The 19,396-nt window shown below is 69.2% G+C and carries 23 protein-coding genes and 1 pseudogene; 17 read left to right on the top strand and 7 right to left on the bottom strand.

Annotation, left to right across the window (positions count from 1 at the left end):
- Nucleotides 1-265: 265 nt before the first annotated feature.
- The 4 genes from ACFWFZ_RS23895 to ACFWFZ_RS23880 all read right to left on the bottom strand — a co-directional run bounded on the left by ACFWFZ_RS23895 (nucleotide 266) and on the right by ACFWFZ_RS23880 (nucleotide 2,788).
- Nucleotides 266-1,156, bottom strand: a complete 891-nt coding sequence (locus ACFWFZ_RS23895; RefSeq protein WP_387124838.1) for a ribosome-inactivating family protein — start codon at nucleotides 1,154-1,156, stop codon at nucleotides 266-268.
- A gap of 66 nt (nucleotides 1,157-1,222) precedes the next feature.
- Nucleotides 1,223-2,092 (bottom strand): Crystal protein ET79, encoded by an 870-nt coding sequence (locus tag ACFWFZ_RS23890; RefSeq protein ID WP_387124918.1) that lies wholly within the window; start codon nucleotides 2,090-2,092, stop codon nucleotides 1,223-1,225.
- A gap of 81 nt (nucleotides 2,093-2,173) precedes the next feature.
- Nucleotides 2,174-2,386, bottom strand: coding sequence for a hypothetical protein (locus ACFWFZ_RS23885; RefSeq protein WP_387124836.1), 213 nt, complete (start codon nucleotides 2,384-2,386; stop codon nucleotides 2,174-2,176).
- A 204-nt stretch (nucleotides 2,387-2,590) separates the two neighbouring features.
- A complete protein-coding gene (locus tag ACFWFZ_RS23880) occupies nucleotides 2,591-2,788 on the bottom strand; it encodes a hypothetical protein (RefSeq protein WP_387124835.1) in 198 nt (65 codons plus the stop codon).
- 163 nt (nucleotides 2,789-2,951) lie between these two features.
- Between ACFWFZ_RS23880 and ACFWFZ_RS23875 the strand changes: the two genes are divergently transcribed.
- Nucleotides 2,952-4,304, top strand: coding sequence for a LuxR C-terminal-related transcriptional regulator (locus ACFWFZ_RS23875; RefSeq protein ID WP_387124834.1), 1,353 nt, complete (start codon nucleotides 2,952-2,954; stop codon nucleotides 4,302-4,304).
- A 250-nt stretch (nucleotides 4,305-4,554) separates the two neighbouring features.
- On the opposite strand, the pseudogene ACFWFZ_RS23870 reads toward ACFWFZ_RS23875, so the two are convergent.
- Nucleotides 4,555-4,641: pseudogene (locus tag ACFWFZ_RS23870) on the bottom strand (glutamine synthetase); the annotation flags it as partial.
- 415 nt (nucleotides 4,642-5,056) lie between these two features.
- Here ACFWFZ_RS23870 and ACFWFZ_RS23865 point away from each other — a divergent pair.
- The 3 genes from ACFWFZ_RS23865 to ACFWFZ_RS23855 all read left to right on the top strand — a co-directional run bounded on the left by ACFWFZ_RS23865 (nucleotide 5,057) and on the right by ACFWFZ_RS23855 (nucleotide 7,890).
- On the top strand, nucleotides 5,057-6,553 hold the full coding sequence (locus ACFWFZ_RS23865) for a PIN domain-containing protein (protein WP_387124833.1): 1,497 nt from the start codon (nucleotides 5,057-5,059) through the stop codon (nucleotides 6,551-6,553).
- 287 nt (nucleotides 6,554-6,840) lie between these two features.
- Nucleotides 6,841-7,278 carry a GntR family transcriptional regulator gene (locus tag ACFWFZ_RS23860; protein WP_387124831.1) on the top strand — a complete coding sequence of 146 codons (438 nt, stop codon included), beginning with the start codon at nucleotides 6,841-6,843 and terminating at the stop codon, nucleotides 7,276-7,278.
- Between the two features lie 48 nt (nucleotides 7,279-7,326).
- The gene (locus ACFWFZ_RS23855; RefSeq protein WP_387124830.1) at nucleotides 7,327-7,890 is read left to right on the top strand and encodes an HD domain-containing protein; all 564 of its coding nucleotides are present in this window, start codon (nucleotides 7,327-7,329) and stop codon (nucleotides 7,888-7,890) included.
- On the opposite strand, the gene ACFWFZ_RS23850 is transcribed toward ACFWFZ_RS23855, so the two are convergent.
- Entirely contained in the window at nucleotides 7,883-8,356 is a 474-nt protein-coding gene (locus ACFWFZ_RS23850) for an NUDIX domain-containing protein (protein WP_387124829.1), read from the bottom strand. The two genes, ACFWFZ_RS23855 and ACFWFZ_RS23850, sit on opposite strands and share 8 nt — an antisense overlap.
- Nucleotides 8,353-9,099, bottom strand: a complete 747-nt coding sequence (locus ACFWFZ_RS23845; RefSeq protein WP_387124828.1) for an XRE family transcriptional regulator — start codon at nucleotides 9,097-9,099, stop codon at nucleotides 8,353-8,355. Before ACFWFZ_RS23845 ends, ACFWFZ_RS23850 begins: the two co-directional genes overlap by 4 nt.
- Before the next feature lie 551 nt (nucleotides 9,100-9,650).
- Between ACFWFZ_RS23845 and ACFWFZ_RS23840 the strand changes: the two genes are divergently transcribed.
- The 13 genes from ACFWFZ_RS23840 to ACFWFZ_RS23780 all read left to right on the top strand — a co-directional run bounded on the left by ACFWFZ_RS23840 (nucleotide 9,651) and on the right by ACFWFZ_RS23780 (nucleotide 19,388).
- Nucleotides 9,651-9,950: a hypothetical protein gene (locus tag ACFWFZ_RS23840; protein ID WP_387124827.1), complete on the top strand. Its 300-nt coding sequence runs from the start codon at nucleotides 9,651-9,653 to the stop codon at nucleotides 9,948-9,950.
- Between the two features lie 65 nt (nucleotides 9,951-10,015).
- Nucleotides 10,016-10,954 (top strand): DUF2637 domain-containing protein, encoded by a 939-nt coding sequence (locus ACFWFZ_RS23835; protein ID WP_387124915.1) that lies wholly within the window; start codon nucleotides 10,016-10,018, stop codon nucleotides 10,952-10,954.
- Entirely contained in the window at nucleotides 10,951-11,595 is a 645-nt protein-coding gene (locus ACFWFZ_RS23830) for a GGDEF domain-containing protein (protein ID WP_387124826.1), read from the top strand. The genes ACFWFZ_RS23835 and ACFWFZ_RS23830 overlap by 4 nt, the downstream gene beginning before the upstream one ends.
- Nucleotides 11,595-11,999, top strand: a complete 405-nt coding sequence (locus ACFWFZ_RS23825) for an RRQRL motif-containing zinc-binding protein (RefSeq protein WP_387124825.1) — start codon at nucleotides 11,595-11,597, stop codon at nucleotides 11,997-11,999. The genes ACFWFZ_RS23830 and ACFWFZ_RS23825 overlap by 1 nt, the downstream gene beginning before the upstream one ends.
- 2 nt (nucleotides 12,000-12,001) lie before the next feature.
- Nucleotides 12,002-12,274, top strand: a complete 273-nt coding sequence (locus ACFWFZ_RS23820) for a hypothetical protein (RefSeq protein ID WP_387124824.1) — start codon at nucleotides 12,002-12,004, stop codon at nucleotides 12,272-12,274.
- A gap of 157 nt (nucleotides 12,275-12,431) precedes the next feature.
- Nucleotides 12,432-14,645: a cell division protein FtsK gene (locus tag ACFWFZ_RS23815; RefSeq protein WP_387124823.1), complete on the top strand. Its 2,214-nt coding sequence runs from the start codon at nucleotides 12,432-12,434 to the stop codon at nucleotides 14,643-14,645.
- Between the two features lie 141 nt (nucleotides 14,646-14,786).
- Complete coding sequence (locus ACFWFZ_RS23810; protein ID WP_387124822.1) at nucleotides 14,787-15,038, top strand: hypothetical protein; 252 nt, start codon at nucleotides 14,787-14,789, stop codon at nucleotides 15,036-15,038.
- Nucleotides 15,039-15,070: 32 nt separating this feature from the next.
- The gene (locus ACFWFZ_RS23805; RefSeq protein WP_387124821.1) at nucleotides 15,071-15,265 is read left to right on the top strand and encodes a hypothetical protein; all 195 of its coding nucleotides are present in this window, start codon (nucleotides 15,071-15,073) and stop codon (nucleotides 15,263-15,265) included.
- Nucleotides 15,266-15,274: 9 nt separating this feature from the next.
- Complete coding sequence (locus ACFWFZ_RS23800) at nucleotides 15,275-15,712, top strand: hypothetical protein (protein ID WP_387124820.1); 438 nt, start codon at nucleotides 15,275-15,277, stop codon at nucleotides 15,710-15,712.
- A gap of 9 nt (nucleotides 15,713-15,721) precedes the next feature.
- Entirely contained in the window at nucleotides 15,722-16,225 is a 504-nt protein-coding gene (locus tag ACFWFZ_RS23795) for a hypothetical protein (protein ID WP_387124819.1), read from the top strand.
- Nucleotides 16,226-16,389: 164 nt separating this feature from the next.
- Nucleotides 16,390-17,229 (top strand): bifunctional DNA primase/polymerase, encoded by an 840-nt coding sequence (locus tag ACFWFZ_RS23790; protein ID WP_387124913.1) that lies wholly within the window; start codon nucleotides 16,390-16,392, stop codon nucleotides 17,227-17,229.
- A complete protein-coding gene (locus ACFWFZ_RS23785; RefSeq protein WP_387124818.1) occupies nucleotides 17,226-18,707 on the top strand; it encodes an ATP-binding protein in 1,482 nt (493 codons plus the stop codon). The genes ACFWFZ_RS23790 and ACFWFZ_RS23785 overlap by 4 nt, the downstream gene beginning before the upstream one ends.
- 444 nt (nucleotides 18,708-19,151) lie before the next feature.
- Nucleotides 19,152-19,388, top strand: coding sequence for a helix-turn-helix domain-containing protein (locus tag ACFWFZ_RS23780; protein ID WP_387124817.1), 237 nt, complete (start codon nucleotides 19,152-19,154; stop codon nucleotides 19,386-19,388).
- The last annotated feature ends 8 nt before the right edge of the window (nucleotides 19,389-19,396 follow it).

Here is a 19,396-nt window from a genome sequence, read left to right as displayed (position 1 = left end):
GAACGACGACGCGCTGGTCGATGTGCGCGTCGGCCGGTCCAACGCCTGGGGGCACCGCCGGGAACGGCAGTTCACTCCAATGCCGCGGCTGTATCGTTTCTACAACTCGCGCCCCCTGCACGCCCCCCGTTGTGCGCCCCTAGGGCCGGGGGTGCAGGGCCACGGGCAGCCGGTCGAGCACGATACCGACCACCGCCCGCCCCGCCGAGTCGTCCGCACGACACCGTCCCGTACGGGTCCGTACGGGACGGTGCGCCGCCCGCCGCTACCTCTGGTCGCTGCGCAGCATGGCGATGTAGTGCGTCGCCTCGGCGTAGGTGGTGACGGTGGCGCCGCCGATGTCGGTCGGCGTCGGACGAGAGCCGTTGCGCTCCTGGTAGATCCACCGGGAGCCCCGCCCCCAGTCGTTCTCCTCGGCGGCTTGCTGGGCGGTCAGGGAGGCGCCGCCGCCGAGGGCCTGGCGCACCGTGCTCTCGATGTTGCGGAAGCGGGCCGACTCGGAGGTCAGGGCAATGGCGGCGACCAGGTCGTCGCGGATCGCGTTCGCGTTGCCGCCTTCGCGGGCGAACTCCCACAGGACGTTCATGTTGCCCCATACCCCGTTCGGGGTGAGCCACAGTTGCCTGCTCTCGGTCGAGCCGTGGTCCAGGCTGTGGTTGCCGCCGTAGCGCCCGCTGTAGGGCAGCACGATGGCGTTGCGGCCGAGGGCGTGGCCGAGGTCGAAGGGTTGCTGCTCCCCGACCTGGCTGAACTGGACGACGTTGCCGGCGTTGCCGGTGGAGAAGCCGCGCAGGTAAAGGTCGCTGGCGGTGAGGTAGAGCGTGACCGTCCGCCTGACGTTCTCTCCGCTCTCCGGCCACATGTAGGCGACGTTGACCGCGATGACCTCGTTGCCGCGGCTGGTCTCCCAGACCGCGCTCGAACCGGAGCCGCCCACCATGGAGCCGGTGTTGCGCAGCGACCTGATGAAGTCCGAGTGGCGGGCACGCAGGGTGTTGGCATGGGTGGAGGTCAGGTCCCAGCTGATCGTGCGCACAGGGACCTGGAGGGCGGAGACGGGGGCGGCCTCGGGCCGGTGGTCGGCGGCCTGGGCCGCGGGAGCGGCCACGGCCAGCAGTGGCAGGCACAGGAGTGCCGCGACGAGGGGCTTGCGCATCGGGGTGTACCTCATTCTGGTGGATGCCGGTGACGTGCGGGGCGGACGGTCGGTCTGGTCGGTCGGTCAGCTGACCGTGAAGACGACGTGGGCGTTCTTGCCGCCGCCGCCTGCCCGGGCGCAGGAGTGGCCCGCGGGCACCTGGCAGTCGTAGGAGTTGCCGCCGGCGAAGGGGTTGTTCCAGCGGAAGACGACCTTGCCGCCGCCGGACATCTGGTACTCGGCCGAGCCCTCCGTCCCGGTGGCGAAGCCGTCGGACTCGCTCTGCCAGCGCGCCGTCGCACCGTTGTTCATGACCGAAGGAGGCAGGTTGTCGCCGCTCCAGATGCCGTGGTCCAGGCCCGCACCGGTCCGGGCCAGCAGGGCGCCGGACTGGTTCACGACCGTCACGCGGACACTGCGCACGGGGGTGACCGCGAGGGATCCGGCCTGTGAGAGGGCCGCGACCCGGGCGGTGGACTTCGCCGTCAGGGCGAAGTTGACGGTGGCGTTGTTCCCGCCGCCGCCCGAGCGGCTGCAGTCATAGCCCTCGGGAGCGTCGCAGCTGTAGGAGTTGCTGCCCGCGTAGGGGTTGTTCCAGCGGATGGTCACGTCCTTGGCCGTACCGGCGATGTTGTAGGTGACGTGGCCCTCGGTGCCGGTGGCGAACCCGCAGGACTCGCTGCTCCAGGAGGCGGAGACGGTCTTGGCGATGGCGTCCGGCGGCAGACCGTCCCGGGACCAACACCCGTGGTCCAGACCTGAGCCGGTGCGCAGCAGCTGGCGGCCCGTGCTGTTGGCGAAGATGACGCTGGTGCTGCGCTCGGCGGACTGGGCGGAGGCGCCGCCGGGGGCGGGGGCGGCCTGGGCGGCGGGTGCGAGTGCGGTGGCGCCGCCGGCCAGAGCGGCCAGGAGGGCGGCCGAGGCGGTCCACCGGACACGGGCGCTTCTAGACATAAACACGACAAGACATCCTTCGGTGTGAGGGGCGTGAAGGGGTGGGTGGTGTGAGGAGGCGGGGGCCGGGCGGGCGGTCCGTCAGTCGACGTACCAGAGGAGGTAGCGGCTGGAGCTGTCGTTGGGGTTGCACTCGTAGCGGCTGTACAGGCCGAGGCCCACGGTGAGCGAACCGGCCTGGTTGCACTGGGCGTAGCTCGCGTACGAGCCGCCGTAGATCCGGTACTCCTCGGCGCTCGCGGCGCCGGAGGAGACGGCCGCGAGGGCGGCGGCGGCACAGAGACTGGCGGCCATTCTGCGGGGGGTGGTTCGGGGCATGGCGAAGCGCACGGGGAACACCTTTCCGTTGGTTGATCCGAGCCGTGGGCCGCGTACGGCGGCCCACGGGAAACCGGACGCGTCCTTCGACGCGCCCCTCTGGCGACCGGGTCGGGCCCACAACCACCCAACCGACAGCGGATGGAGTCCGCTGCCCCCGCACCCGGTCTCCCGGGCGGCTCAGTCGAGCGGCTTGCGAGGGCACCAGGAGTCGCCCCACGCCGTCGTCACGAGGCACTGCTTGTTGCCGTGCCCGCCGCCGGACGGGTCGTCGACCGTCGTCCGGCGCACATCGGCGGTGGCCGCGGCGGCGGCGCCCCACACGATCCCCGTGCTCAGTACGACCGCGAACAGTGTCCGCACCACGATTGCGCGCATGGCGTCGATTCCCCTCGTTTCGGCGACAGTCCGGCCACGGCGGGCGGTGCTCCTGGTCGGGAAGCCCGTCCCTGCCGTGGCCACCACCCTGCCAGTGGGTGGATGGCACATGCATCCACGAAGAGGGATCATGATCCTGCCAGGCACGTTTAGGAGGCATGCGATGGAGACGGAAAGCGGACCCGGCACGAGGGCCCAAGTGCCCGGCCTCGACAGCCCGGCCGTCCTGCTCTACCGGTGGACGGTCGTCCACGAACGCCTCACCCCGGCGACGCTCGCGCAGGCCGCCGCCGACACCGGAATGAGCCGGCAGGCCTGTTCGGCCGCCGTACGGTCACTCACCGACTCCTGCCTCCTCACGGAACTCCCCGCCGCCGACGGGGCGCAGGAGCCGGCCGGCTGGCAGCCGGTGAGCCCCCAGGCCGCCAGCGCGCAACTGCTGTCGGACCGCGACACCGCCCTGCGCACGCAGGAGGAGGCCCTGCGGGAACAGCGTCGGCGCATCCAGCTGCAGCGCGACGGACTGGCTGCGCTGACGCCGCTCTACCTCCAGGCCCGCCAGCACGTCTTCCCCCAGGGGACCATCGACCACCTGCCGGACAAGCTGGCGGTGCGCTCGCTGCTGTCGGACGTGATCGACTCCTGCCGCAGCGAGGTGCTGGTCTCCAAGCACGGCGGCTCGTTCCCGCCCGCGGCGCTGCGGGAGGCGCTGCCGCGCGACTTGGCCCTGCTCGGGCGCGGCATCCGGATGCGGAGCCTCTACCAGCACGCGACGCGGTTCGACAAACCCACGCGGCTGCACGCGGAGCAGCTCATCGGGGCGGGTGCCGAGATCCGGACGCTGCCAGAGGTGCTGCCGCAGATGATCGTGGTGGACGGGGCGCTGGCCCTTTTACCGGCCAGGTCGGGCGGTGCGCTGCTGATCCGGGAACCGGATCTGCTGGCCTATCTGCTGGACGTCTTCGAGCGGGACTGGGAGAACGCCGCGCCGTTCGCGACGGGGCCGCAGGCCGCGCACGACGTGTCCAAGACGATGAAGCAGAGCATCCTCGTACTGCTCGCCAAGGGGCTCAAGGACGAATCCATCGCGCGCCGCCTGGGCATCTCCCTGCGCACCTGCCGCCGCCATGTCTCCGAGCTACTGGAGGGGCTCGGCGCGCACAGCCGCTTCCAGGCGGGGGTCATCGCCGAACGCCAGGGCCTGACCGACCACCCGGACCGCCCCGCCCAGGCCGACGCCGCCGCACCCGCGCAGGCCGCGCCCGCGCAGGCCGCGCCCGTCGCCGGTGGGCTCGCAGTCGGCCCCGGGTGCCCCGGCTGTGGCGGGGCGATGCCCGTGCCCGCCGCGGGTCCGGGCCGGGCAGGTGGGCGTCCGCCCCGCCATTGCTCACCCCGCTGCCGCTCGCGCGCCTACCGGGCCCGACGGAAGGACCAGAGGTCCGGTCCAGGTGACGGCGGCGCCGCGGCGGACCGTACGGGCGTCACGAAACCACCGACCGCGTCACGTAACCCCTAGGGTCTGTATCGAGTCGCCCCGCGGCGCAACTCGATACAGACCCTAGGGGGCCCATGCGGGGAGACTACGCAGCGGTGTGGCGGTACCGCGCTCTGATCCTGCCTGCACGTTCAGACCAAGGTGACGCGGACGTGTGTGCCCGGCCTCCCCGCGCCCGCGCCGCCTGCCCTGGGCGCCGATCCCCGCACGCACGAACGACTCCGGGCCGGTGGTCGTCGACCACCGGCCCGGAGTTCGGGTGCCCTGTCAGTTACAGCACCGGGAGGTTCTTGCGGAGTTCGAAGGCGGTGACCTCCGAGCGGTATTCCTCCCACTCCTGCTTCTTGTTGCGGAGGAACTGAGCCGCCCCTCCCCCGGCATGCGTCGCCCCTCGCTGACCTCCAGGTTGCCGGCGGGAAGGGGGTCGTCCATGGCCGTTGCGAGTCGCCCTCAGCCACCCTCGGACGGCCCACGGACGGCCCACGGACGGCCCAGCCCGACGCCTGCCAGTAGGCACCCGAACAAGCTCCTTCGTGCCGATCAACTCTGTGAGGCAGCATCAAGCCCCGGACAGCAGCCGCCCGGCCACGTCCTTGACAGGCGCGAGGAAGGCAGGCGCACGGCTGCTCTACAGGGACCCTCACAAGCGCTCCAGCAAATACTCAGAGATGCTCCCCGAACCCACTCTGACCTTGACATCATGCGGTAGGGAACAGCCTGCCCGGCCATCGAGCGGGTCAGAAGTCTCAACTGGACGCGACGCCGGGGGCGCAGTGAACGATGTGATCATCCTTGACACAAACGCCGTACACGACCTTGATCCCCACGGCAGTCAAGCCGACCTGATCCGAATGCTGAGAAAAACAGGCATGGACATCAGGGTCCCTTGGGTCGTACTCGAAGAGTTGACAGCACACAAACTCTACGAGTACCAACGCGCTTTCGGATTGATGCTCAAACGCCACGAGGAACTCGCGAACCTCGAACCCAACTTGTCAGGACCAGTTCCTGAATTCAAGGAAGAAGTCTTCGCCGACCATTGGCGTGAGCAATATGCCGACGTCTTCGCGACAATCCCAACTAGCGAATCCGCCCTCAAAGCGGCAGTACTCCGCGAAGCTGCATGCATGAGACCCGCAAAGATGGAGAAAACCAATAAGTCCGGCGGGCGAGACGTCGCCGTCTGGTTCTCCATTCTCGACTATATGAAGCAGCATCCGAAGGCTCGAATCTCCTTCATCACAAACAATACATCAGACTTCGGCGAGCCAGAGGCATGGCCTTTCCCTCTCAATGTGGATCTAGGTACAGAATCTGCCCGCATTAAGCAATTCCCGAGCATTCAAGAAGTACTTCGTGAATTCACCCAGGAAGAGACCCCGGCAGACGGAATCGCAGATGCACTCAAGCATCGCCTTGAGAGCGACACGTCATTGGCGACTGTGACGCGTGCGGCATGGAGAAGGCTCGCTCCCATGCATGGCATGAGGCCAACCAAAGAAATACCTGAAGACGTGCGCTTGGGTTCTAGGCTCAAGTCAATGGGTACCGTTGAGTGCAGGAGCATCGGCGACTCCCTATGGCATTGGGTCAGGGTAGAGTGGGAGATCTACCTCTATAGCCTTCGAATCGATCCACCGTTCACCGCCACGTGGGACACATCCATCCTGTTCCCGGCAGACCAACATAAGGAAATATCAGTGCTCCGCACTGGTCGTTTCACGGCGATAGGCCTGGATGAACTCAACCCTGGCCTCACGCGACGTCTAATCGAGGAGTCATTGAGGCTACTCAATGACTCCATAGCGAACGAGATCGTCCCGCTGGAAAATCGTGCAGAAGAGGACCAAAAAGCTAGGTGGCATTTCGCCTCACGCCGTTCAGCGAGTCCCCACCTCTACGAACGGGAAGTCGTACACGCCTTGCGCGATATCACACCCAGGGTGAGGCACACCGATGGCCCGGGAGATTTTGGGGCGGACGCGACGATCGACACACCAGAGGGAGTGATCGCGGTTTACACAAAGGCTGGAATGCGCAATTTCTCCGAAGAAGATCTCGTTCGCGCCGCATTCATCCCCCGAGAGCTGGGGAAAGCGGTCCTGATCGTCACGAGCCGAGAATGGTCGCGAACAATTGAAGTTCGAATGGATGAGCTGGAAACGGAAACATCTCGCCCGATCGAGATCGCATATTGGCGAGACGAAATGGATTCTGGGTCGCTACGAGAATCAGTCATTTCCCTCAGGCGTAGAATGGTCACGCGCTGATCGTTAGCAAGGAATTTTACCCGCGCCTATCAGATCAGCAGACGTGCATGCGCCACGCACACTGCTACAGCGGCGTCTGCGGGTTCAAGTACCTCGGTAGAAGCCGGACGCCATGAGGTCGGACCATGGTTTGCGGCCTGTCGCGACACTGCGCCGCCGCTGAGTGCGCCGCTATAGGGGTATTCGGGGACAACGTCACAACCTTCCGCCATCGCAACGGATGGGGATCGCTACCCCCAGACGGAGCGTGCGAAGCTGGACTGCGACCGTGGATGAAGGAGGAGTGCGTGCCGAGCCCCAGCCCACGTGGGACGTATCAGGTGATCTCTCAGGTGCTGCGCGAGCGGATCGCTGCTGGTGACTACGTCGACGGGTTGCCGTCCGAGGCGGAGATCGGGCGGGAGTTCGGCGTGGCGCGTACGACCGTGCGGCGCGCGCTCCGGGCCCTCGAAGACGCAGGCGACATCAAGTCCGTGGCCGGTGTGGGGCGGGCGGTGGCCGGGAGCGCCGAGCCCGCGCCGTACGAGCGGATCATGAATGATCTGCTGGGGCAGATTCAGCGTGGGGAGCTTCCTGCCGGCACCCGACTGCCGAGTGAGGCGGCGCTCGCCGAGACGTACGCGGTCGCCCGAGGGACCGTGCGCCGAGCGGTGCGCGAGCTAGAAACCGCTGGGCATGTTGAGGCTCGGCACGGTGTGGGGCGGTTCGTTTGTTCCTCCTCCTGAACACCGAAGCTAAAACTCCTGGTTCTGACTCTCTCGGAGGCGCTGGACATGCAGTTGGCCAAGTGGGCTCACAATCTCACCGAGTCTCTGCTCGCGAAAGACCTGCCGCGGCGGTGGGCTCACTCGCAGCGGGTGTACGCGCAGGCCCTGACCCTGGCGCCGGCGCTGGGTGCCGACGCTGAGCTGTTGGCGGCCGCAGCCATCGCCCACGACGTCGGGTATGCCGAGCAGGCGGTGGACACCGGTCAGCACATGATTGACGGCGCCCGGTACCTGCGGGACGTGGTCGGAGCCGACCCGCGGTTGTGCAGCATCGTCGCGTTCCACACGTCCTCGCCGTGGGAAGCCTCGGAGCTCGGCTTGGCCGATGCGCTCGCCGAGTTCGGGCCGGCAGAGCCTGAGCTGGTCGACGCCATCACCTACTGCGACCTCACCAGCAGTCCAGTCGGAGATCTGGTCGACCCGGCCCGACGGCTCGCCGAGGTGCTGGAGCGGTACGGGCCGGACCACGTCGTATTCCGGGCCGTGTCGGCGGCGCGACCGGAACTGCTGAATCGGGTGGACCGGGTCCGGGAGCGGCAGGCCGAGGCATTGGCGGCTCGGCTCAGCTGATCACCGGAATCGACACATCTCGGAAGCCTTCATTCAGGCGCCGACGCGTGGTCGGGGAGATGTCCAGCTCGTCCAGCTCCGACCGAGGCACCCATCGCACGGCGAACGACTCCGAGCTGACCTTGATCTCGCCGCGGACCGGCCGGGCACGGAAGCACAGGGAGAACTCCTGTCGAACCTCGCCGTCGGCGAACGCGATGACGTGGCCGGGGTCAGTGAAGATGCCCACCAGCCCGACCACTTCAACGTGGATGCCGGTCTCTTCCAAGACCTCGCGCACGACCGTGCCCGCGATGTTCTCGCCGACCTCCTGAACTCCTCCGGGCATGCCCCAGCGGCCGTTGTCGGAGCGCCGTTCGAGGAGAACTTCGCCGTTGTCGTTCACGACGAAAGCCGTCACCGCTGGCACGATGCTGTTGGCCTTGGGGGCGTCCGGGTCGTTGAAGTAGTCGGTGCGGCGACTCATGGGGACCTCTCGATGGGAACGGCTTCGCTCCAGACCTTCTCGAAACTCTGCTGGTACGTCGAGGCCAGTTCGGCGCCCGCGACACGACGAAGGTGCAAGACCGGGGTCAAGGGCGCGCTCACGCCGTAGACCTGGGTGTTCACCAGCCATTCGTCGTCCGAGCGGTACAGGGAGTTGTGAAGCGTGGACCGGTGCATGCGGAACTCAATGCCTGCTACCCCGTACAGCGGGCGGTATAGCTTCATCACCTCCCGCACCTTGTAGGCCACTCCCTCGCCGATCTCTTCTTCCTGTCCTCGCCGTTGAACCTCCGGGCTGTCCGGATCGCCCAGAAGGATGCGGGCACGGACACCGGCTGCCGCCTTCTGGCGGAGCAGTTGCGGCCAGCGTGGGTTCTCGGCGAGGAACACGCCGGCGTGGACCAACACCCCGATCTCCCGCTCGGCTCGGCCGAAGAGTTGGAGCCAGAGCTCGGGCGGGACGTAGGAGCGGTGCGGGTACACCTTGAGGACTTCGGCGTCGGCGGCGTCTTGGCGCTGCCCCTCTGGCAGACCGTTCGGCCAGAGGTAGGTCTCGTCCTCGCGCAGGTAAGCGGCTATCGCGAGGCGATGACGGCGGTACGGTGCCCGCCCTTGGGTGATCCACCGTTCCACAGTCTTCGGATCCACGCCGACGTGCTCGGCCATGACTTCGACCGTGACGCCGTGCGTGAGCATCGCCGACCGTAACCGCTCGTTCGCCATCCCAGCTCCCAGGGACGTCCAGGGACGTACTCGACTCCCCGAACGCTATCGAGGACGTCCCAAGTCGTCCAGGGACGTGGTGACTTCGTCCCGGGGGTCTGGGCCACTCTGATGTCACGCCCCAGGAGGGCCCGAAAGCAGCGAAGGACTTGACAGCCGCAATCGAGCGCTCCATCGTGAGATACACGTTCAAGCATGTATCTCATGCTGCTAGGGACGGCTACGGCCGCTCTGACCTGGACGGACGTGTGCCCGGAGGGCCTGAGAGGGCTCTAAGGAAGCGCCGGTTCTTTGACAACTGAATGGGGATCACGCCGCCTCTCCTCGGCCAAGTAGGCGGCCACGCGGGTCTTCCGCGTGAGGTACAGCGCAACCCCAACCCTTCCGCGGTCACGCCGGCCGCGCCGGTTGCCTCCCCCGCCCGTCTCGTACGGGCGGGGTGCGGGGAGCTGGAGCTCCATCAGCACGTTTCTCTGCCCGGCGGTGGGACTCCCCACCAAGGTCGCCCGCCGCCGTGGCTCTCCCTGACCCTCCGATTCAGGAGTGCATTCATGCGTACGTACATCGGCGGCCACGAGGCCGTCAGTGCCAACGACTTCGTGGAACTGGCCCTGGGAACCCCGGTTGAGCTGTGGCTCGGGGTGGAGGGCGAGACCGAGGAGGAGCGCGCGGCCCGGCTGGCCGCGGCGCGCGACATCCTCGCCGAGAACCCCAACCTGCCGGATGACGTCAGCCGGGTCGCCGCCGAGGTGATCGAGGCCTACGCGCCGGAGCTGTTCAACGTCATCCCGGTCGGCCCGCGCCGCCCGGCCGCTCGCCGCCGCGCCACCGCCTTCAAGGGGGCCGCGTGACCGTCGAACCGTACGAGACCGTAGGCCTCGGGCGCCCGTCTGTGCCGCCGCTCACCCGCCCGGAGATGGGTCTCGCCGGGGTCGGCGCCCTCGCGGCCGCCGGGGTCGGGGCGCTCGGCTTGATCTCCTCGTTCGACGCGGTCTCGGCCGCCGCTGGCCGCTGGGGATTCGGTGAACCGTGGATGTTGCCGGTCGGCATCGACACGGCGATCCCGGTGTTCACCGTGGCCAACCTGCTGCTGATCAGGATGGACATGGCCCTGGTCTGGGTCCGGTTCGTTCCCTGGGTTCTCACCCTGATCACATGCGGGCTGAACATCGCCGCCGGGCAAGGACTGTGGGCCAAGGTCGCCCACGGCACGATGCCGCTCCTGTGGGTGGTCTTCTCTGAGATCGGCGCCCACATCTACGCCGTTCGCATCGGGGCCGCCACGGGCCGCCGGATGGACAAGATCCGCGCCTCACGGTGGCTGCTCGCCTTCCCCTCGACCTTCTCGCTTTGGCGGCGGATGACTCTGTGGGAGATCACCTCGTACGCCGACGCCCTGGAGCGGGAGAAGGAGCGCCAGCTCGCCCGTGCCGACCTGCGCGAGGAGTACGGGTGGCGGTGGCGGTCGAAGACCCCGCGTCGTGAACGGGTGCTTCTGCGGCTCGGCGAACTCGCTCCCGAGGGAGCCGAGGAGCCGCCGGAGCCGACACCCGAACAGGAAGAACAGCCCACGGTGCTGAAGGCGCCCCGGAAGCGGCCCGCCCGCTCCAAGGCCAAGAAGGTGCCGCGGACCGCCGAGGAGCTGCTGGCTGAGGCCCGCGAGGCCACGGTGGCATGGCCCGACAACGCGATCAACGCCGAGGCCATCCGCACGCACCTGCACTGTTCGGCCGCCAGCTCCCGCACCCTGCGGGACCAGCTCCTCGCCGACCGGGCAGACGCCCGGCCCCTCAACCCGATCGAAGCCGACGCCGACGAGTCTGCGGCCGACACCCGCGAGGAGGTCGCAGCATGAACACCCTGACCGCCACTCTCGCCGCCGCCCTCGCAGCCGGCTGGTCCGCCCACGTGCTGTGGCTCCGGCGCAGACTCCACGCCGCCCGCCGCGACCCGCTCACCGGCCTGCACACCCGCGACGGCTTCACCCACCGCGCGGCCGATCTGCTGCGCAAGGGGCGCGCGGTCGTCCTCCTCGCCGATGTGGACGACTTCAAGCAAATCAACGACCGGTACGGCCACGCCGCCGGTGACTTGCTGCTGAAGGCTTCCGCGGACCGACTCGCCCACTACGTCGGCGCCAGCGGTGTCGCCGGCCGCCTCGGGGGAGATGAGTTCGCCGCCGTCATCCTCGACCCGCACGGCACGGCCGAGGACCTCTTCGCCGCACTCCACGCCGTACTCGCTCGGCCCGCGGACCCTGCCCACCCGGAGCTCCGAACGACGGTCTCGCTCGGCTGGGTGCGGGCCGCGGACTTCCCCGGCGAGGACCTCTCTCAGCTGCTCGGCCGCGCGGACGAAGCCATGTACGCGGCCAAGCAGGCCCGCGCCGGTGTCAAGCGGGCAGGCCTGGGACGGCTGTTCGCCACGATGGCGGGGCGCCGCGCCGGCCGTCGCGGCGCCCGTACCGACACGACGGCGACGGGCGCGGCGGCCTGATGACCGCCGTCACGCTCACCCAGTGCTTCGACCCGACCGGCGCGACGTACGGGATACCGACGTACCCCTGGCGCTACGCCCCCAAAGGCCTGGCCACCCGCCGCCAACTCCGCGCCGAGGGCCTCCGCCCCGGAGGCCAGCCCATCGCCGCACAGCTGCTGCGCCCCCGCTACCGGCGCGAGCCGCTGGTTGCCTACCTCTACCGGATCGACCGGGCCAAGCCCGTGCGGGCGATGACCTCCCGCAAATGGGGCGCACTCGCCCTCGCGATGCTCGCCCGCCGCACCTGCCCGAACTGCCGCACCGACGCCGGGTACGTCATCCCGTCCTCGCTCGGCGTGTGCGTGTCCTGCGCCTACCCCGACGACCGCACGCCGACTGATCCCCGACACCAAGGAGCATGACCATGCGTCCCGTCACTCTCTACAGCCTGATGCGCCGGACCGGTGAGACCCGCACGCTGCGGTGGCGCCCCGAGGCCGTCTCGACCGATACCGCCCGGCGGCTCATCCGCCGCGGCCGTCGCAGCACCGCGATCGTGAACGTCTACGAGACGACCGACCGCGAGGGCACCGCCCTGCACATCGCCCACGTCCACTTCGGCTCCGAGCTGTACGACGGGGCCGACTTCGTGACCGACATCTACGAGATTCCCACCGAGGCCCTCACCACCCTGTAGGCGCCCCAACAGAGCACCAAGCCGTGGCCAGAGCTACCACAACCTTGTGTTAGTTAAGGCCTCTTGGTCGCGTGACCATCGAATCACGGGCCCGGCCGCCCACCTCTCACAGCGCCGGCCGGGCCCGCCTTTCCCTTCACGTTGGAAGGAACCATCAGTGAAGCACCCCGACGACGAGAACGAACTCTTCTCCCGACTCGAAGCCGACATGGCCGCCGATCTCGGCGCCGACGTCGTCGACCTCGGCAAGGCCCGCTCAGCCCGCACCGAGTCGCCCGACTCCACCACCGGCACCGCCCCCGACTCGGCGGCCGACGCCGACCGCGACGGGTCGGCCGACCCGTCGGCCCGCCGGTTGGTCGACGGGCCGGACGTCCCCGGTCCCGGATACCTCGGTCGACTGGCCGGGGCGAAGCGGCGGGCGATCGTCCCGGCCTGGCTGCAGTCGACCACGGAACTGAAGACCGCGGCCCGCTGGGTCACCGGGCACTACGCGCACCTCGCCGGGTACCACGCGCTCCGCTCCCCGGTCTACGCCGGGCGCCTCGCACTCCAGGCCCCGCGCGGGGCCGCCAGGTTCGTGGGCGGGAGCCTGCGGTGGGTGGCCGACCGCGAGGGTGAACCGGTCCGACTGGCCGCCGTCCGGCGCGAGGACGTCGGCGAGTACCTGAAGCTGTCCCGCCAGCGCGACGGCCGCGTTCGCCTCCGCACTCTGGTCGCCGCGCTCGCCGCCGTGGTCGGCCTCGGGGCTGCACTTGCGCTCTACGTACTGGCGCCCGGCTGGCTCCATGCCGTCTCGCTCGGCACGGTCCTCCTCGCGCTCGGCGCGGCCGGCGGCCAGGCGGACGCCCCGGTCGTCCACCGCGCGGTAGAGGTCACCAAGGCGCCTAAGCTCACCTCGGACATCGTCCTGCGAGCCCTTGGCGCCCTAGGTATCGCTCCCATCTCCCAGGCTCAGGCAAAGGGCAGGGACGGTTTCACCTTCACCGCCCCCATCACCCGCGACGGCCCCGGCTGGCGCGCTGAGGGCGACCTCCCGTATGGGGTGACCGTGACGGACGTGATCGAGCGCCGCGACAAACTCGCCTCCGGCCTGCGCCGGCCGCTCGGGTGCGTGTGGCCCGAGGCCGTGCCCGACGAGCACACCGGCCACATGGTCCTGTGGGTGGGAGATCAGGACATGACCAAGGCGACCAAGCCCAAGTGGCCGCTGCTCGTCAGCGGCGTGGTGGACCTGTTCCAGCCCATCGCCTACGGCACCGACCAGCGCGGACGCTGGGTGCACGTCACCCTCATGTACATCGCCGGGGTGATCGGCGCGATCCCGCGCATGGGCAAGACGTTCCTGCTCCGCCTGCTCCTGCTGATCGCCGCGCTGGACCCCCGGGCCGAACTGCACACGTACGACATGAAGGGCACCGGCGACCTCGACCCGGTCGGCAACGCCGTATCCCACCGCCACGCCGCAGGCGACGACGACGAGTCCATCGCCTACACGCTCGCCGACTTCCGCGAACTGCGGGAGGAGCTGCGGCGCAGGGTGAAGGTGATCCGCTCCCTGCCGCGGGACATCTGCCCCGAGAACAAGGTCACCAGCCTCCTCGCCGACAAGCGGTCACTCGGCTTGCACCCCATCGTGATCGGGGTGGACGAATGCCAGGTCCTCTTCGAGCACCCCGAGCACGGGAAGGAGTTCGAGGAGATCGCCACCGACCTCGTCAAGCGCGGCCCGGCGACCGGGATCGTGCTGCTCCTCGCCACCCAGCGCCCGGACGCCAAGTCCCTGCCTACCGGTATCTCCGCGAACGCCTCGGCCCGCTGGTGCCTGAAGGTCATGGGCCAGACCGAGAACGACATGGTCCTCGGCACCTCCTCATACAAGCGCGGAGTACGGGCCACCATGTTCGCCTGGGGCGACAAGGGCATCCACTACTTCATGGGTGAAGGAGCCGACGCCCGAATCGTCGCCTCCACCTACGTCGACGCCCCCGGCGCCGAGACCATCGCCGGTCGGGCCCGCCAGGTCCGAAAGGACGCCGGGCTGCTGACCGGGCACGCCCTCGGCGAGAGCCCTGAGCAGGTGACCGGCCCCTCGTACGACCTGCTCGCCGACGTTCTCGCCGTTGTCCCGGCGGCCGAGGAGCGCGTGTGGAACGAGCGGATCGCCGCCCGCCTCGCCGAACTGCGGCCCGAGGTCTACGACGGCTGGAAGGGCGAGAACGTCACCAGCGCCCTCAAGCCCCACCGCATCAAGACCCGCGACGTCGCCGGCATCAGCGACGACGGCAACCGCACCACCCGCCGCGGCATCCTCCGCGCTGATGTCGCCAAGGCGGTTGCGGAGCGTAGCGAACGGCCGGGCGCCGCATAGGACCGTAGGGGTGCTACCGGTAGCACCCGCACCCGCTACCGGTAGCACCCCCGCTAGCACCACACACGGCACTTGATCAGGCTGCTAGCGCATAGCAGCCCACCTGCGGAAACCCTTAGAACCAGCCTGGGAGGGCCCTTCATGACCCCTGCCCTGCTCGCTATCGCCTGCCTGACGGCCATCACTCTCGGTTACAGCGGCTTGTGTGCGGCCTCGCCGTTCGGAACCTGCCGCAAGTGCCGGGGCTTCGGCTTCGCCCTCACCACCGACCGCAAGGGCCGCCTCAAGCGCGGCAAGCACTGCCGCCGCTGCGACGGCCACGGCAAGCGCATCCGTTTCGGCCGCTGGCTCTACAACCGCGCCGCCCGCACCTACCGCGCCGGCACCCGCTGACCCGTCCCGCCTACGAGACCGGAGCTGTCCCGATGACCTTCACCATCTCCGCCGTCCTCCTCTTCGGCGCCGCGTCCTTCTTCGCGATCAAGACCAAGGCCGCGAGCGCCGGAGCCGCCATCGTCCTGTTCCTCTTCGGCTTCTTCGCCGCCGGCACCGGCGCGTACGAGCCCATCGCCAACGTCGTGAAGTCCACCGCCCAGGCACTCACCGACCTCGCCGACTAGGAGCCAGCCGTGACCGACCACAAGTCCACAGACATCCACAACCCGATCGTGCTCACACATCCCACCGCGCCGGTCGTCCCCTTCCAACCGCCCTCCCTGCCGGACGTCCAGACCGTGCAGCTCCCCGACGGCCGCCTCATCACCGGCTACGCCCTCACCCCGGTCAAGGACCCCGAGCCGCACCGGCCGCGCCCGGTCATCAGCCCGCTCGCGGTGAACATCGCACTCGGCGGGATTGGCTTCGCCGCCGCGTGCGGCGGCCTGATGCTCCTGACCACCTTCATCGCCGCCGTTGCCGCGCTCGTCCAGCAGCTCGTCATCCTCGCCGCGGTCGTCTTCGGCGGCTTCATCGCCACCCAGGTCCTCGGCAGCCACCACGGCCGCGACCGGGGAACGGTCGTCAACATCCGTCGGGCCGTCTTCAAGCGCAACCACTTCCACAGCTGAGGAGCCAACGTGTTCGAGATCCGCGTCATCTGCACCCCGCCCGAAGCCGACGGCATCGCCAAGGCCCTTTCCGAGACGTTCAGGACCGGTCCGGTACGCCAGCACCCCACCCGGAGTGGTGACCGCGTCCGCCTCTACCTGACCGCCGAGGAGCAGCCGGGCCGCTGGCCGGCGCCCGAGGTCGCCTACGCAACCGCGCCGAGCATCATCAGCGAGATCGGATGGACTGCCAGCGGAGTCCGGGACTGCCTGCGCGGCCTCCATGTCCGGGAGTTCTGGCTCCGCAAGGCCGCCCTCCTGGACAGGATCGCCCTCACCGACAAGGACCCCGAGAGCGACGCCGCCATCCTCGCCGTCGAAGCGGCCCGGCGCCTGATGGCCGTCGACGACTCCGCCGGGCCCGGCCCGGGCGGCTACGCGGACGGCTCGTACAGCCCGGACCACCCGGACAGCATCCGCGACCCCCGCGGCTACGCCCGCCAGGAGTACGCCAGCTGGATCCGGCGCCAGTAACTCCGCCCGCGGCGGCGGGACTCCCCACCAAGGTCGCCCACCGCCGCGGTTCTCCCTCCCCATCCGAAGACAGACAGGAGACATCAAGCATGACCCATCTCAAGCCCGTTGCACATCGGGCCAAGGGGCTTCCCTTACCTCTCAACGTGTACGGCCACCCCACGATGTCCCGGCACCTGCCCACAGCGCTCCAGCTCGCCAAACTGGGGCTCCCCGTGCTGCCGCTGCGGGAGGGCAAGGGTCCCATGGGCAACTGCCGGGCCTGCCGGAAGAACGCCTGCGGCGGCCGGCCGAACATGAAGACCCCCGGCCCCTGCGCGTGCCCGGCACCCTGCCATGGCTGGGCCGCCGCCACCACCGACCCGAACATCCTCACCTCACCCGCATGGGGCCCGGCCTGGCGGCAGGCCGCGGCCATCGCCTACCACCCCGGCGGTGCCGGTCTCACCGTGGTGGACCTCGACCACGCCGACGCAATCACCTGGGCTCGGCAGAACCTGCCCACCACGCGAACCGTGCCCAGCGCCCGCGGGGAGCACTGGATTTACCGAGGCTCCATGACCTCCCGCAACGGCGTCCGCCCTGGCGTGGACATCAAGTCCGCGATGGCCTACGCACGGTGGCTCGGCACCGGCACCGGCACCATGGCGCTGCTGCCGGACGTCGTGCGCGCGCTCGCTGCCAAGGAGCCCACAGCGGCCCGACATGTATCGGGCGCCACCGTCGTCTCGGCGCCGGCCGGGGGTGGGCAGTGCCCCCACCGCTCACCCGCCTACCTGGAACGGGGCATCGCCATGGCGGAACAGCGGATCGAGGAAGCCCCGGACGGCATCCACCGGACCGTGTACCGGATGTTCCTCGCCGTGCTGTCCGCGCACGGCCGGTGCGGCTGCCTCACCGAAAAGCACATCGCCCGCCTGTTCACCGCGGCGCAGGAGAGGGGCGAGTCGCTGCGGCACTGCGAGGACGCCTGGACCAACGCCCGCACCACGCTCGGGATGTGACCGTGACCGACGAGGACAAGACCCCGGCACGCCAGATCATCACGGACTACGCGCAGGCGCACTTCCGGTACTTCCGCACCACCGAAGGCACCGTCTACGCGCAGCGCAACGGCCACCCCGTCGCCCGGCCGATCCGCTCCCAAGGCACGACCGGCAGCCACCGGCAGGAACTCATGGTCGGCCTCTACAACGACGGCCACGGCTCATTCAACGGCTCCGCTCTCAAGGAGGCATTGGACTTGATCGAAGCACTCGCGCTCAGCCAGGACGTACAGGCCACCCACATCCGGGTAGCCCCGGGATTCGACGGCGCGACCTGGCTCGACCTCGGCCGTGATGACGGCCAGTCGATCCGCATCCACCCCACCGGATGGGACATCCTCACCCCCGACCCGCGCGAAGTGTGCTGGCGCCGCACCCAGCTCACCGGCGAACTCCCGCTCCCCGAGAAGGACACCGACGCAAAGGGCATCGACGCACTGCTGAGGCTGTGCAACTTCGCCAACGCGGAAAGCGAATGCCTGGCCATCGCGTGGCTGATCGGCTGCCTGGAACCGTCCGTGCCCGTCCCCGCGCCGTTCCTCACCGGCCCTCAGGGCGCCGGCAAGTCCACCGGCGGCCGGATGCTCGTCCGGATCATCGAAGGCATGACCGGAGACCTGCGCCGCGCCCCGAAGGACGAAGAGAACCTGATCACCGCCGTCGCGGCCGGATGGGTCACCGCCCTCGATAATCTCTCGCACCTGCCGCCGGACCTGTCCGACCTGATGTGCTGCATCGTGACCGGCGCCGAAAGCATCAAGCGCGCGCTGTTCACCGACGGGGACGTGGTCCGCTCCCGCTACCGCCGCCCGCTCCTGCTGACCGGCATCGACGTCGGCGTGATCCGCCCCGACCTCGCCGAACGCCTGCTGCCTCTCCGCCTTGAGCGGCCCCGCGTACGGCGGACGGAGGCGGAGCTGTGGGCGGAGTACGCGCAGGTGCTGCCGGTCATCCTCGGCTCGCTGCTGGACCTCGCCGTCAAGGTGCGGGCGACCGAGGCCGAGATTCCCACCGACCTGCGGATGGCGGACTTCGCCCACCTCTGCGCCCAGCTCGACACCGCCACCGGCCTCTGCGCGCTGGGCGCCTACCGGGCCAGCCTCGACGACCTCAACGACGACGTGATCGAGGGCGACCTCCTCGCCCAGACCGTCCTCAAGCACGCCGCCAGCCTCGACCCCGGCGAGGAAGTGCGGATGACCTCAACCGAGTTGCTGCACGCCCTCACCCAGCTCTACACCGGCGACGACTTCCGCACCCTGCCCAAAGGGTGGCCCACCACCGGCAAAGTCCTCTCCGACCGCCTCAAGCGCCTCCAGCCCACCCTCGCCGCCCGCGGCGTCCTCGTCGACTGGGGCCGGACCAGTACCGCGCGCTACATCGAGATGACCCGCCCGACTGTGCCCCCGCCCGGCCAGCAGCAGGCGGCGTTCTGACCGCGCCGCCGTAGCGCCAGCGTTCAAGCAAGAAGAGCACCCGGCGCCCCCGGGGCGTGCTCCTCTTGCTGTTCCGGCGGCTTGCCGCCGCTGCAAGGGACGTGCCGCGCAGCGGCTCCCTCTTCGCGCTCGAAGATGCACCGCAGCACAACAGCCACCACCCCTCTTTTTCCTAAGAGAAGAGACGCTGCGTCACCCGCGTCACCACCAGGCCCGAAATGGCTCGTGGCCTGCGGCTACACCGGTGACGCAGACGGTCAATAACTACGTCATCACGCGTCACCCGCGTCACCGGCCCGCGTCAGCCCGGTGACGATGACGCAGGCCGGTGACACACAGCCCAGCTACCACGTCACCGAAATCCGCAGGTCAGAAGAGCTGATGACCCAGACGACGCGATGACGCAGAAATCCGGAGCTCGGACACACACCCGCCGGAGGAGCAATGCCCGCCGAGACTGCCCCCCGCGCCATCCTGCGCGGCGGACTCCCCGACCGTTACCTCAGCCCCGACGACGTCGCCGAGATCCTCGACGTCCCGGTGGAGACCCTCTACCAGTGGCGCAAGAAGCGGACCGGCCCGCCCGGATTCCGCGTCGGCAAGCACACCCGCTACGACCCTGTCGACCTCTACGACTGGATCGCCGAGCAGAAGCGCAAGGACATCAGCCAAGCCGCCTAACCCACCAC

This window comes from Streptomyces sp. NPDC060232 (genome assembly GCF_042726555.1).
Classification (GTDB): domain Bacteria; phylum Actinomycetota; class Actinomycetes; order Streptomycetales; family Streptomycetaceae; genus Streptomyces.
Note: the sequence above shows the minus strand (reverse complement) of the source record. Positions and strands in the feature narration are given on the sequence as shown.